Raw genomic sequence first — 14019 nt, forward strand, 5'->3', positions numbered from 1 at the left:
CGGCGCGTTACGCGCATCAGCTCAACTTGTACGACGCGGCACCGACCCCGGCGAGTTTTCCGGCGTCGACGATAAGGTACTCGGGACGAATCGGCCGACCCTCGAGATGGCACTGCAGGATCTCGAGGGTGCCTGCCGCATAGCGAGCCTGCGCGGACAGCGACGTGCCCGAGATATGCGGCGTCATTGCTTCGCTCGACATGTGGCGCCACGGATGGTCCGGCGGCGCGGGTTGCGGAAACCACACGTCGCCGCCATAGCCTGCCAGGCGACCGGATTCGAGCGCTCGCACGACCGCGTCTCTATCGCACAGCTTGCCGCGCGCGGTATTGATGAGATAGGCGCCGGGCTTCACGTGGCTGAACATTTCGTCGTCGAATATATGTTCGGTGGACGGATAAAGCGGGCATTGCAGGTTTATCACATCGCTGACCTCGACGAGAGATCTGGCGGTGGCGTGGTAAGAGAGGCCGAGTTCGCGTTCGAGGTCGGCCGACAGGCGATGACGACTGTGGTAATGAAGATGTACGTCAAACGGTTTCAGCCGCCGCAGCACGGCCAGCCCGATGCGACCTGCCCCGATCGTTCCGAAATGCATGCCTTCGAGATCGTAGCTTCGGCTCACGCAATCGGCGATGTTCCAGCCGTTGTTGGTCGCGAACTGATGAGCGGGAACGAAATTCCGGACCAGCGCCAGCACCGTCATGACCACGTGTTCCGCGACGCTGATGCTGTTCGAAAACGTTTCTTCCGCGACGGTAATGCCGCGCTCCGCCGCAGCCTGGAGATCGACGTGGTCCGAACCGATTCCGGCGGTGAGCGCGAGTTTGAGCTTGCGTGCTTTCGCGATTCGCTCCCTCGTCAGATAGGCCGGCCAGAACGGTTGCGAAATCACCACGTCCGCGTCGGGCAGGTGCCGCTCGAACGCGGAATCGGGTCCGTCCTTGTCGCTCGTCACGATTAGTTCGTGACCGTTTGCTTCCAGATAGGGCCGCAGGCCGAGCTCCCCCGACACGCACCCGACGAGTTCGCCCGGCGCGAAACCCAGCGTACCTTGCGGGGAAGGCAAGCGCTGTCCGCCGGGATATGCCGCGATCGCCGGGATTCCATCACGTACGTACCGGGGCGGATAGCCGGACGTCGGATCCGGGTAGAGCACACAGAGAACTTTCGCCATTCATCGTCTCCTTCCTGAGTTGACGGGTCTACGCGGTGAAGCGTCGTCGCAGATTAGGAGAGACGGACCGTGGCGAGTTCTATTGCGGCACGGCTTTTGCCAAATCGCATGAAGTAGCCGCGGGGTCCTTTCGCCCGTTGGAAGAAGCGCTTGCGTCAAGTCATGCGTTGCCATGCCGGCAATCGATGCCGCGATGTGGCTACGATGCCGACGATGGAAGCATGATGTGAAATGTCGTGCCGGACGGTTCGTGGAGGGTTGCCCGCAGTTGTCCGTCGTGGGCCTGAACGATCGAATGAGCGACCGAGAGGCCGATGCCCATTCCCGTATCCTTGGTTGTGAAGAATGGCTCGAAAAGCCGTTCCATATGTGCGGCCGACATACCGGGGCCCGAGTCCTTCACCTTTATGTCCACCGTGCCCTCGCCGCTGCGCGATGTGGAGATCGACAGTAGCCGGCGTCCTTCGTTGACGGCGTGCATCGCCTCGATCGCATTGGCGACGAGGTTGAGCACGACTTGCTGAAGCTGTACCCGATCGCCGGTCACGGTCGGAGGCGGGGCGGCAAGCGTCGTTTCGATGCTGATGCCGTTTTTCTCCGCGTCTCGCCGTGTCATGAACAGGACTTCGAGGATCGCCTCGTTGAGGTCCACCTGCTCCTTTCGCACCGGAGATTTGCGCACGAGGTTCCTGATGCGGTCGATGATGTCACCGGTCCGCAAGGTATCGCGCACGATAAGTTCGAGCGCTCTGGCTGCGCGGTCGACGTTTGCCGGGCGAGCAGATAGCCACCGTAGCGCGGCGTCGGCATTCGCGGACATCGCGGCGATCGGCTGTTTCACCTCGTGGCTGATCATGGCCGTCAACTGTCCGACGGTCGATACCCGGTTCGCGTGCGCGAGTTCCTGCTGCATTTCGCTGAACCGGATTTCGCTGTCTCGCGCACGTGCGTCCGCGCGCTTGCTTTCGCTCAGATCGAGAACGAATGCGACCCCTTGATCGCCCGTCGGCGAGAACATCGCGGCCCCGACAAGGACAGGCGCGCGGCTCCCGTCCTTGCGAAAATACTCTTTCTCGATCGGTGCAAGCACGCCGGTCGCGCGAAGTACCGGTTCGTGGATCTGGAAGTCGACCTGAATCCATTCCGGTGGCGTGATGTCCCTCCAGTTCAGCTGGCGATGGTCGAGCTCGTCGCGACTGTAGCCGAGCAACTCGAGAAAGGCGGCATTCGCGTCCAATATCGTGCCATCCAGCGCGTATATGAAGATGCCGATGATGTTCGCGTCCACGAGGCGTCGAATCCGCGCTTCGCGGTCGGACAGCTCCCGATACAGGCGCGCGTTCTCCAGCGTAATGGCGACCTGCGAAACGAGAACGCCGAGCGAGGCCAGGCGGGCAGGCGCGAATACGCCGGTGGAAAGCCTGTTTTCCAGGTAAAGCGTGCCGACCAATGTGTGTCGACGAACGAGAGGAATGCACAGGATCGAGCGCACTCGATGTGTGACCGTGTAGGCATCGGTCGCACATATCGGATCCTTTGATGCATCGGGTATCGACAGCACTTCCCGAGTCCGCATCACGTAATTGATCGTCGCCGTCGGGACCCGGTCCGGGTCGAGCGGCGAGCTTTCCTGCTGAATGCATACCGCCTCGCCGCGAACCGTCGCCTCGGCCTGGATCTTCGCGGCACCATCGTCCGCGGTGAGAATGAGAATGGCGCGATCCGCGCCGGAGTGAGTCAGCGCAGCTCTCATGAACGTATCGACGACATTCTCGAGAACGATCTCGGACGACACCCGCTGCGAAACGTCGATCAGCATCCAGTAGTCGATCTCGCCGGCCGTCGACCGCATCGTCTCGTGCGCGTTGCTGCCACGTGGGTCGGCGTTCAGATGCGGGTATGCGTCGTCGAGTTGCCGGACTTTTCCCGGCGCCTCCCAACGCAGGTACCCGTAACGCGCATTGCGCAAGTAGGCATCGCTGATGATCGAAAAGCCTCGGGACTGGTAAAAACGCGCAGCCAGTTCGCTCGCAATCGCTTCCTGATGCGGAAAGTCGCTCGCCCGTGCGGAATTGATCGCCTGTTCATAAAGCCGCTCCGCATCGAGTATGCGCGATTCGATGCGCGCGATTTCGGCATTCACGAGCGCCGCGCGATTGTCGAAATTCTGCGGAAAGTTGCTCGCCAGCACATTCAGCTTCGCCTGGTGCCGGGTGAGTCGCTCCAGCTGGCCGGCCCGCATCGCAGGCGTAACCCGCTCCAGCGTCGAGGCCAACGTGAGCGCGGCGTAGAAATGAAATTCGGCCTCTTCCAGGAACATCGAAGAGGTCCATATCAACGGCTCGGCACGGAGCAGCGACGCGAGAGCGGTGTCGTGGTCGCCTGCCAGATAACGCGCTTGCATCTTTCGCGTCCAGTACCAGCACTCCGCGATGGCAAGCCCGGGACGATTCGAAAGCCGGAATTCGAATGCCTGTTCATTGAAGCGCTCGCTGTCGAACGTCCCGAGCTTTCTCGTCCGCCCTCGCAGGCTGTCGATGAGCGCGAGCTGTGTCGAGATGATGTCGACGACCAGACCATGTTGAGCGTTCCGGGCAAACGCAAGGCCGCGTTCCGCTTCATTGTGGACGGCGGAAAGCGGATCGCCCGCGAACAGCAATACCGTATTCAGACAATTCAGAGAATACGATGCGTACAACAGGTCCCCGGTCTTGTTGGCTGCGGAAAACGCATAGCGCAGTGTGTCCTCGGACGCGCGAACATGTTCGGCCCAGCACCTCGTGAAGATCGCGAACACCATGGACGTGCTGGCATGGAAGCGGTGCTGTGCATTGCGTTCGGCAATGCGATAGCCCGCGTGGCTGAAGCGGATGCCCAGGTCGAAATCGCCAAAACGCGGGCCCGCAGTCCGGCTAAGCGTGCCGAACGCAACGCAAGATGCGTCACAGTTTCCGCTGGTCAGGCTGAGGTTGATGGCCTTGCACGTAATCTGGGAGTTCAGATTGAAATCGGTGAAGCATGCCGCGGAAAGCAGGCGTGTCAGTACCTCAAGCGTAGTCAACGCCAGCGGGTCGACCATGGCCGGCAATCCGGCGATGTCGTCGACTGTCAGGTTGGCTGCACGCCGGTGGAGTTGCGCATATTCGTCTTGCACGTCCTGATCGGACGGATGTGCCGACGACGTGATACCGACACAACGTAGATATTCGAGCGCGACGGCGATCGCATCGTCGCTTTGGTCGAGAGCCGTGTACACGTCCATCCGTTGTACCGTGACGCGACCGAGTTCGACCGGGTCCATCTCTTGTGTCGGCAATGCGGCCAGGCGCCGTTCCGCCAGCTCGAGTTGTCCGGTCAGGAATTCACATTCGGCAAATTCGAGTTCGAACTCGAAATGGATACCGGCTGGGTCGTTGGTTGGTGTAGCGCTTAGTAGCGCCGCGCCGGCATTGAAGTAGCGAAGCGCGGTATCGTACGCGGCGGAACGCTTCGCTCGAATGCCGGCTCGCAAATTGAGCATGGCGACTTCGTGCCGTTCTTCCGGCAAGATGAGTTCGTCTCCGGCGCGATTGAATTGGCCGACGATTTCAAACAACAGCCCTTCGTCGGCCCCTTCTACGAGATGCGGCAACAGGTGCCGCGCAGCCATCAGGTGTATTTCCGCGCGCGAGCAAGCAGGGATGAGCGAATATGCTGCCTCGTGAATCCGGTCGTGAGCGAATCGATAGATATTTCCGACGCGTTCGACGAGCTGTTGACGGATGGCGGCCTGAAGCTCGCCGTGCAACGCTTCTTCGCTGGTGTTCCGCACGATCGCCAGATTGCAGGTCGTCGCAGCGCTGCCCAGGCACGCAAGGTCGCGGAGCGCGTCCTTGCAGTTTGGTGGAAGCCGGCCGAGCCGGATAGCCATCAGGTCCGCGACGTTGTCCGTATAGCGGGCGCTCCGGACGTCTTGAACGTTCCATGACCAGCGTCCGGCGGCCGGATCGATGATGAGCACGTTCTCTTCCGCGAGTGCATGCAGGAACTGAACGACGAAGAACGGGTTGCCTGCCGTCTTCGAATATACGACTCTCGCAAGCGGCTCGACCAACTTGTCGGTGGAGTGCAGGATGTCGCGAAGAATGGGCGCGACATCCTTGGCAGTCAATGGCAGCAGGTCAATTTCATGAACGGCGATTCCCGCTGCTTTGGCGGTGGAGATCTTTCGCCTCAGTGGATGATTGGCATCGACTGCATTGTGGCGATACGCACCGATCAGCAGCAGGTGCCGGATGTCGGAATGGTGCGCGATATGTTCAATGAGATCGAGCGTTGCGGCGTCTGCCCATTGAAGATCGTCGATAAAGAGCGCCAGGGGAGGGCTCAGCGTCGCGAACACCTGCATGAGGTCCCGCAACACCCCTTGGAAACGGACCTGTGCCTGTTGCAGCGGCAACTCCGGTACGCTGGGTTGCTCGCCGATCAGCAGTTCGAGATCCGGCACGAGGTCCGTGACGAGGCTTCCGTTCTGCCCAAGTGCATCGAGAATCGCGCCGCGCCATCGGCGTACATCGTCTTCGCCTCTGGCGAACACGGACTTGATCATGCCTTTCAGCGCAAGCGCCACCGCGGCATACGGTACGTCGCTGTTGTACTGGTCGCACTTTCCGCTGGCGAAAGTCCCTTGAAACGTGCCGACCGCAGTTTGCAGCTCGCGCGCGAGACACGATTTGCCGATACCGGCATAACCGGAAATCAGCACCAGCTCGGTGGATCCCCCCAGCATGGCCCGTGAAAATGCGCCGGTCAGTCGCGCCAGTTCCTGGTCCCGACCGTACAACTTGACCGGTCCGGAAAGTCGCTCAGGCAGATCGGCGACGCCCAAGTCGAACCGAGATATCGTCGCGCTCGCTGACCACTCCGCCATGCATCGACGCAGGTCCCGCTCCAGTCCTGCCGCGCTTTGATAGCGTTCGTCGGGGCATTTCTCGAGCAATTTCATGACGATCGCCGACAACTGGGGATCGACGAGTCCGTGGCGCAGATGGGGCGCGACGGGCGTGCGCGACGTGTGACTGTGTATCCACTCCATCGGAGCGGTTGCGGAAAATGGCAGTTGCCCGGTCAACATGCGATAAAACACGACACCCATGCTGTACAAATCGCTGCGCGTGTCGATCTGCCAATTCATGCGGCCCGTTTGCTCAGGCGCCATGTAGGCCATCGTACCGGCAATGATTTCCGGGTGATCTGCCATCTCGAGACGATCCTGGCCGCCAAGCGCGATCCCGAAGCCGGTGAGCCGCACACGGCCGCCGGGTTCGTCAACGTACAGGTGAGAGGGTTTGAGATCGCGGTGAACGATCTTGGCGGCGTGCATATGGCCGACGGAGACGACGCTCTGAAGAGCGATATTCAGAAAGCGTCGGATGTCCAGCGGCTCGCTCAATAGCTGCGCGAGGCTGACGCCGGCGGCGTTCTCAAGAATGAGCGCGACGCTGTCGCCTTGTCGCTGCAATTCGAGCGGGCGCAACGCCCACGCGCCGTCCAGCTGGTCGCGCATCCGGTATTCGTTCAGTAGATGTTCGACGGCGATCGTGCTGGATGCGCCGCGTCGCGGCCGGGCGACGACGACCGGGATGCGCCGCCCTTCGGCGTTCGTGATGCATGCGCGGGAGTGAGAGATGCCGTCGTCTTTAGGGATGACGGAGGGGGCGGTATCGGTCATGCCGGTGATCGCTGTTCCGGGAGAGATATAGCTGACGGAGTCGTCATGACGATCGGCAACCCTTGGCGACCTGACGCGGCGCCGTCACGATCGCCGCGGCTCGTTTATCGTTGCGCGCTCAGGCCTGTGCGGCCAGACGCTCGTCGCGGCTGATCAAACCCAGCGCTTCCGCTTTCAGAACGAAATCGGCAATCGACGGCGACTTCATTTTCTTCATTGCTTGCCCGCGGTGCAGTTTGACCGTGATATCGCTCAACCCCAGTTCGGTCGCGATTTGCTTGTTCAGCAGCCCGTTGGCGACCATCGTCATGATGGTTCGTTCTCGCGGCGTCAATGTGTCATAGGACGCACGCAATATCGCCATCGATCGATCGGACGTGCGGCGCTTGCGATCCGACTCCAACGCGTGTGTCACGGCGTCGATCATGTCCTGTCCGCGAAACGGCTTCGGAAGAAAGTCGAGCGCACCGGCCTTCATCGCCTGAACCGACATGGGGATATCTCCGTGCGCCGTCATCAGGATCACGGGCAAGCGCATGTTCCGTACGATGTGCTCCTGCACGGCGAGTCCGCTGTGCCCCTTCAAGCGAACATCGAGGACAACGCAACTCGGTCGGTCCGGCAAGCTGGCGGCGAGGAACGCGTGCGCACTGTCGAACGAAACGACATGCAAGCCGACGGAATCGAGCAACGTTTCGACCGCTTCACGCACGGCGCTATCGTCATCTATGACAAAGACGACCGGGTCCGTCGTATCACCATTCAGGTCCGTCATCACCGCTCCGCCACTGAGATCCATAGGAATTGCACTTGATTGATGCTTTTGCTTAACAATCTGGCACCCCGGCCATATAGCGCCACATTTTAGAGCGAAACAAGTCGCCGGAACCGGCAGAGGGCATCCTGATCGGACGACGGCGACGGGTCGCGGGCAATATGATGGTGCGCGTGAAATCGTCATACCATTAGCGTTCGGCATTCTTCTCCGGAGCTTTCTGCAATGTCATCGCCCGTCGACGTTCACTTCTTCCGCGTCCTTGCGGACAGCTATCAGCGATTGCTCGACAAGTCGCTCGTTCCCGCCGGGATGAGTACGTCCGAAGCCGCGACATGGCTGTACGAGGAAGCGCCTTTCGGGATTCTCGCGCACGGTGTAGCGGTAGATCCCGTGTTCGTCTACGGCAACAAGCGCGCGCAGGCCATTTTCGGATATGACTGGGATGAACTGACCGCACTGCCTTCACGGTTCTCGGCGGAGCCGATGGAGCGGAGTGAACGCCAGTCGTTTCTCGAGAAAGTCGCGCGAGACGGCTTCGTGTCGGGATATCGCGGGATACGCATCACGAAATCGGGCACACGCTTCTGGATCGATCACGCGACGGTGTGGCAACTCACCGATTCCGCCGGGAATCACTGCGGTCAGGCAGCGATGATTCCGGAGGTGCGCGCCATTGGGTAGTTTCCGCGACGCTGACGCGAGTGCCGAACCTTGACCAGTGTGACGCCTTGATCGACAGCGTGGGCTACTTCGCTGCGCTTCAACGTCAAGATCTGTACGCAGATTACGGCTGGAGCGTGCACGGTAACATCATGGCCTCTCCCGTCCGATGAACTGGGGGGGGCCGGTATTCGACGTTTCCGCCAACTGCACCACGACCTCGAATGGTTTAGCGGTTCGTCTCGCCTCGGCACGCCAGTTCGAGGTTCACGGCGATTTTTCGGTGACGTACCGATACAAAGTACAAGCTGCTGACCGCGCCCAGCTAAGGGCCAGCCGCTGGGTGGCGATACGTAGCTCGTCCTGTGGGACACGGCAGACGACACGTGCGCTATCCGCTCGGTCAACAGTGGCAATCGTCCTGTGTAGTAACGCATTGCGAGGTCAACCGCGCATTGACTTTACATAATTACCACTGACGCTTTTTAATATTGTAGCGGCTAAGTTGTAATGTCCGCTTCTGGCTAAGTTCAAATGTCCGCTTTTCGACCCATCGTAAGCTGACCGGCCGCTGGGAATCCAGCGCTGGAGGCTTCGATGGCTGCAACGGAACGGATCACGATGACGATGTGCGAGCTGGACAGGTTCAAGGTCATTCAGGACGTGGCGGACGGTAAGCTCCAGCCGTGGCGCGCGGCCGAACGACTCGGGTTGACGACGCGGCAGATCCGGCGACTGGTCGGCCGATTGCGTGAGCACGGGCCGCAAGGTCTCGTGTCGCAACGGCGCACGAAGCCCAGCAACAACCGACTGGATAGCATGATGACTGATCGGGTGCTGTCGATCATCCGGGATCGCTACGCCGATTTCGGACCGACGTTGGCCTGCGAGAAGCTGTACGAATGCCACGACATTCGGCTGGCCAAGGAAACGGTTCGCAAGCTGATGACCGACGCTGGCCTATGGGTGCCGCGCCGGCAACGCCCGCCCAAGGTCTATCAGCCGCGAGCACGACGCGCGTGCCTGGGCGAACTGATCCAGATCGACGGCTGCGATCATCGGTGGTTCGAGGAACGGGCGCCGGCCTGCACGCTGCTGGTGTATGTGGACGACGCGACGAGCCGGCTGATGGGGCTGCACTTCACGCAGACCGAATCGACGTTCAGCTACTTCGAGGCGACGCGTGCGTACATCGAGCGCCACGGCAAGCCGAGTGCGTTCTATAGCGACAAGTACAGCGTGTTCCGCAATACAACGCCGGGCAAGACTGGTAATCGGGTGACGCATTTCGGTCGAGCGATGTACGAGCTGAACATCGACACGTTTTGCGCAAACAGTAGTCCGGCCAAGGGGCGAGTCGAGCGAGCACATCTGACGTTACAGGATCGCTTGGTCAAGGAGATGCGACTACGCGGGATCAACACGGTGGCCGACGCTAACGCTTACGCGCCCTCCTTCATGGCTGCTTACAACGCGCGCTTCGCAAAGCCGCCGAAGAGCGACTTCAATGCACACCGGCCGCTGCGCGCCGATGAGAATCTCGACTTGGTGCTGACGTGGCGCGAGCCGCGGAAAGTCACGAAGTCGCTGACGGTGCAGTACGACCGAGTGATGTATTTGCTGGACGATACGCCGGAGAATCGGAAGCTGATCGATCGAACGATTGAGGTTTGGGAGTACCCGGACGGGCGCATCGAACTCCGAACAGAGGGTCGCGTGTTGTTCTGCAGGCAGTACGACCGGCTGGCCGAGATCGATCAAGCCGCTGTTATCGAACACAAGCGCCTGAGTCATGTGCTCCAGGTTGCTCAGGCGATCCAGGCGCAACGCGATAACAGCAGGATCGGTAAAGCTCCATCCAGAACGCATCGAGGCGACTCGACCAAGACGAACCGCAACACCTCTCAGCCGAACAAAAAGAAGCAGCGTGAGTTCACGCAGGCCGACGTCGAGAAAGTGATCGTGGATCTCGCTGAACGCAGACAGAACCAACAGCCCGCACGCAAACCTGGCCGTCGGTCTGCAAGGGACAGCGACGCAAGCGTAAGCACCCTGCCCGTTCAGGATCCACTCTTCGACACTGCGTGATCTGTAACCCAAGAGAAACACACCTCAAGCCCGCAAACCCGGACATTTCAACTTAGCTGGGAAGCGGACATTTGAATCTGGCCTAGACAAATATGTGCAGCCGTATCCTAATGTCGCGATCTGGCTATTTACAGGTGTCGTGTTTTTAACTGCTGGCGTGCTAGAGGGCTCATACGACTACCGGGCCGGGCGGGGAAGGTACTGGCGACACGATCCACGCTGCGGACGCCGGAAGGCTGCGCCGACTTGTCGCGCGCGTTTCGCCTCTTCCCCATGGAGATAGGTCGAGGTGGTGGCCACTGACGCGTTGCGCAAGTTGTCACACACGACGACCAGTTCGACGCCGGCGTCCAGCGCGTGGGTTGCATGTGTGTGACGTAGCCAGTGGGGGCTGGCGTGCCGTAGCTTCGCGGCGAGGGTTGGATGGCGCGCGTCCACGCTCTCCGCCGCCGCCTGGAAAAATCCCCCGAGCACCTGCCGCAGGCGTGCCGCGCTGATGCCGGCTCCGGCTGGCTGGGCTGCGCTTCGTTCGGTGTCGAGGGCCGCCACCAACGGCGTGGCCGGATGCCAGCGGGTACGCCTGACCGGCAGACCCCGCGCCTTCAGCGCGCGCCGCAATGCATCGCGCGCGAGCGGCGGCAGCGCTACGCGTCCGGGCTTCGCGCCTTTGCCGGTCACCTCGAGCCACAACATGCCCCGGGCATCGGCCGCGATGTCGCCCAGTGTCGCGGCCACCAGCTCCTGCGCCCGCAGCCCGGTTGCGACGCCGAAGTCCAATACAAAACGCAGCCGTTCCGCGGCCTGGGCGGTCCAGCCGGTCCGCTCGAGCCGGTCGGCTACGGCCCTCACGATGTTCCACTCACGATCGGTCAGCGCCCGGCGACATCGAACGGCATGCGCGTGGCGCCGCCGCGCACCGTTACCCCAGCAAAGGGATTGAGCACGACATAGTGCTGGTTTATGAGCCACCCGAACAGCGCGCGCAGGACTGCCAGCGCATAGGCGGTTGACCGCGCCGTCATAGGTCCTGCGAACGGACGCCAGGCGGATGTGGTACGCGGGCGCGGCGGCCCGGTCCAGCGGGCGTGGGGCGTTGGATGCCGCAGAAAGGCGCGATAGGCGATCGCATCGTCGGTGGTCAGTGACGAGAGGGGCTGGCGGCGCTCGACAATGGCCCACAGCAACAGCCGTTCGGCCTCGCGCCGGTACGCGCGGGCGGTGTGGGGTGACTCGTGCAGCGCGAGCCATGCCTCGATCGCCTGGTAATCGTTGGTCGCGGCGAGGCCGCAGCCATCGCGCGGGGCGCGGAAGCGGCCCCGCGAACCGTCGAGGTCGGCGGGCAGCGCATCTAGGGACCATCGCGGGACCGACTGAGCCGTCACTGCCTCGTAAGGAGCCAGCGAGGCGGCCCGCCGGCTCAGGTCCGGGTACGCCGCGACAAAGGTTTCGACGTGGTGCGCACCCTGGCGCCCCAGATTCGGGATTGGCCGCCACCAGCCAGGGCGGTGGGCCATCCGCACCAGCAGGTCCGCGAGCGAGTCGATGCCGGCGGCAGCCAGCGCGCGCGATGCGCGGCGGCAGCCAGCGGTTCACCGGGTCGCCGCGATCCGTCAAGGCGATCCAGTTCGCGGGCGTGCGCGTGTGCGAAGTGCGCGAAGGCGACGCGCTGCCGCTCTTCGAACTCAGCGCGATCTGGCCGCATCGTTCGCGTCCGACACTGGCCGACAAGTTTGCGGCGCTGCTGAACAGCGGCTGATGCAGGGTCGCGGCCGGCAGGCGCCGGATCGGCACGATCGCATGCGATGCTTCCTTGTCGTTCGTCAATCGCTGCGGGTGCCGGGCGATCACGCTTTCCCATACTGCGCAAACAGCCAGCGCCGCATGGCCTGCAACGCTTCCGAATGCGCATTGGCCTGCGGGAAGACGACGTAAAACCCGAGCGACATCGGAAACGAAAAATCGAACACGCGGCGCAGCCTGCCTTCCGCGATGTCGCGCTCGACGAGCGGCTCGCTGGTCAGCGCGATGCCTTGACCCGCGACCGCGGCGTCGATCGCAAGCAGCGACTGGCTGAATCTCGGCCCTTTCGTCGGATCGGCGTGACCCGTTCCGCCGAGCTTCTCCAGGAATTCGGGCCACAGATCGTGCGCGTCGTGCAACAGCGCATGCATCGACAAGTCCGCGGGCGTGCGGATCGGCGGGCCGCTGTCGAGCAGCTTCGGGCTGGCGACGGCGAAGATGTCGAGCGGAGCCAGCAACTCCGCAGCCAGGCCGGCCGGGAATGGCGGCTTGCTGAGTCGAATCGCGATGTCGACGCCGTCGGCCCGAAACGACGCGAGCCTTTCGTCGGCGATGACGCGAACCTCGATGTCGGGATGCAGCCGGCCGAAGTCCGCCAGACGCGGAATCAGCCACTTCGACGCGAACGACGGCGTCGTGCTGACCGCCAGAACCGTGGGGCGCTGGCCAAGGGCGTCCGTGGCGTCGGAGATGATCTGCAGCGCGCGCTGGACCGACGAAAAATACTCGAGCCCTTCGCGCGTCAGCGCAAGCCCCCTGGGCAAGCGTCGAAACAGCTGAACCGCCACGACGTCCTCCAGATGCCTGACCTGCTGCGCGACCGCACCCTGGGTCACGCCGAGTTCGTCGGCGGCCAGCCGGAAATTGAGGTGACGTGCCGCCGCCTCGAACGCGCGAAGCGCATTGAGCGGCGGGAACCGGCGGGTACGCAACAGAGAATTCATTCAGTAGAAATTCTACAGAGTGGATGGAGAAATCATCGTTCGACAAGCCGATTATAGAGTCCTACAGTGGCGCTTTGGATCGACGATCGCGGCGCTGAGCCGACCTCCGGGAGAGTGGAATGACTGTAGAGAAAGTGGCTTTGGTGACGGCGGCGGGCAAGGGCATGGGCGCCGCAATCGCGCGCGACCTCGCGAACAACGGTTATCGCGTCGCGCTGATGTCGCCGTCCGGCAGCGCGGTCGAGCTGGCGCAGGAACTGGGTGGTTTCGGCGTTGCAGGCTCCGTTACCGAAGACGCCGACATCGAGCGTTTCGTGAACGAGACGCTCGCGAAGTACGGCCGTATCGACGCGGTCGTCAACAACACCGGACATCCGCCGAAGGGCGACTTGCTCGCCATCGAGGACGACAAGTGGCACGAAGGGCTCGACCTGATCGTGCTCAACGTCGTTCGCGTGCTGCGCCGCGTGACGCCCGTCTTCCTGAAGCAGGGCGGCGGCGCGGTGGTCAATATTTCGAGCTTCGCGGCGGACGCGCCTGAGCAGGCGATGCCGGTGTCGTCCGCGCTGCGCGCGGCGCTGAGTTCGGTCACGCGCCTGTACGCCGATCGGTATGCGAAGGACAACATTCGCATCAATTCGGTGCTGCCGGGCTTCATCGACAGCTGGCCGGAGACGCCCGAGATCGTTGCTCGCATTCCGGTCGGCCGTTTCGGCAAGACGCAGGAGATCGCGCAGACCGTGAGGTTCCTGCTGTCGGACGGCGCCGGCTACATCACCGGGCAGAACATTCGGGTCGACGGCGGCATCGTGCGCGCGCTGTAAGCCGGATCCACGGCAGGACGATGTGCGCGCTGGCGGTC

Annotated in this window: 7 protein-coding genes and 2 pseudogenes; 4 read left to right on the top strand and 5 right to left on the bottom strand. The window is 62.3% G+C overall.

Going from position 1 to position 14019, the window contains the following annotated elements; all coding sequences use genetic code 11:
• Positions 1-16 precede the first annotated feature (16 nt).
• The 3 genes from FFI87_RS21495 to FFI87_RS21505 form a co-directional block, all read right to left on the bottom strand.
• Positions 17-1177 (bottom strand): NAD-dependent formate dehydrogenase, encoded by a 1161-nt coding sequence (locus tag FFI87_RS21495; protein WP_012366366.1) that lies wholly within the window; start codon positions 1175-1177, stop codon positions 17-19.
• Between the two features lie 199 nt (positions 1178-1376).
• Positions 1377-6887 (bottom strand): AAA family ATPase, encoded by a 5511-nt coding sequence (locus tag FFI87_RS21500; protein WP_138849110.1) that lies wholly within the window; start codon positions 6885-6887, stop codon positions 1377-1379.
• A 118-nt stretch (positions 6888-7005) separates the two neighbouring features.
• The gene (locus FFI87_RS21505; RefSeq protein WP_138849108.1) at positions 7006-7662 is read right to left on the bottom strand and encodes a response regulator transcription factor; all 657 of its coding nucleotides are present in this window, start codon (positions 7660-7662) and stop codon (positions 7006-7008) included.
• A 225-nt stretch (positions 7663-7887) separates the two neighbouring features.
• Between FFI87_RS21505 and FFI87_RS21510 the strand changes: the two genes are divergently transcribed.
• Both FFI87_RS21510 and FFI87_RS21515 read left to right on the top strand, forming a co-directional pair.
• Entirely contained in the window at positions 7888-8346 is a 459-nt protein-coding gene (locus FFI87_RS21510) for an MEKHLA domain-containing protein (RefSeq protein ID WP_138849106.1), read from the top strand.
• Between the two features lie 576 nt (positions 8347-8922).
• Complete coding sequence (locus FFI87_RS21515; protein ID WP_138847460.1) at positions 8923-10413, top strand: ISNCY family transposase; 1491 nt, start codon at positions 8923-8925, stop codon at positions 10411-10413.
• 177 nt (positions 10414-10590) lie between these two features.
• Here the strand turns inward: FFI87_RS21515 and FFI87_RS35370 are convergent.
• Positions 10591-12012: pseudogene (locus tag FFI87_RS35370) on the bottom strand (phage integrase family protein); the annotation flags it as partial.
• Between the two features lies 1 nt (position 12013).
• On the opposite strand from FFI87_RS35370, the pseudogene FFI87_RS21525 reads away from it, so the two are divergent.
• Positions 12014-12169, top strand: a pseudogene (locus FFI87_RS21525) (LysR family transcriptional regulator); the annotation flags it as partial.
• An 88-nt stretch (positions 12170-12257) separates the two neighbouring features.
• Here the strand turns inward: FFI87_RS21525 and gcvA are convergent.
• Complete coding sequence (gene gcvA, locus FFI87_RS21530) at positions 12258-13157, bottom strand: transcriptional regulator GcvA (RefSeq protein ID WP_138849104.1); 900 nt, start codon at positions 13155-13157, stop codon at positions 12258-12260.
• A gap of 119 nt (positions 13158-13276) precedes the next feature.
• On the opposite strand from gcvA, the gene FFI87_RS21535 reads away from it, so the two are divergent.
• A complete protein-coding gene (locus FFI87_RS21535) occupies positions 13277-13981 on the top strand; it encodes an SDR family oxidoreductase (RefSeq protein WP_138849103.1) in 705 nt (234 codons plus the stop codon).
• The last annotated feature ends 38 nt before the right edge of the window (positions 13982-14019 follow it).

Origin of the sequence: Burkholderia sp. KBS0801 (assembly GCF_005937855.2) — a bacterium.
Lineage (GTDB): Bacteria > Pseudomonadota > Gammaproteobacteria > Burkholderiales > Burkholderiaceae > Burkholderia > Burkholderia ambifaria.

Coding starts and splice junctions, on each gene's coding strand:
- FFI87_RS21495 (WP_012366366.1), bottom strand. CDS start 1,177: ATGGCGAAAGTTCTCTGTGTGCTCTACCCGGATCCGACGTCCGGCTAT.
- gcvA (WP_138849104.1), bottom strand. CDS start 13,157: ATGAATTCTCTGTTGCGTACCCGCCGGTTCCCGCCGCTCAATGCGCTT.
- FFI87_RS21535 (WP_138849103.1), top strand. CDS start 13,277: ATGACTGTAGAGAAAGTGGCTTTGGTGACGGCGGCGGGCAAGGGCATG.
- FFI87_RS21510 (WP_138849106.1), top strand. CDS start 7,888: ATGTCATCGCCCGTCGACGTTCACTTCTTCCGCGTCCTTGCGGACAGC.
- FFI87_RS21515 (WP_138847460.1), top strand. CDS start 8,923: ATGGCTGCAACGGAACGGATCACGATGACGATGTGCGAGCTGGACAGG.
- FFI87_RS21505 (WP_138849108.1), bottom strand. CDS start 7,662: ATGACGGACCTGAATGGTGATACGACGGACCCGGTCGTCTTTGTCATA.
- FFI87_RS21500 (WP_138849110.1), bottom strand. CDS start 6,887: ATGACCGATACCGCCCCCTCCGTCATCCCTAAAGACGACGGCATCTCT.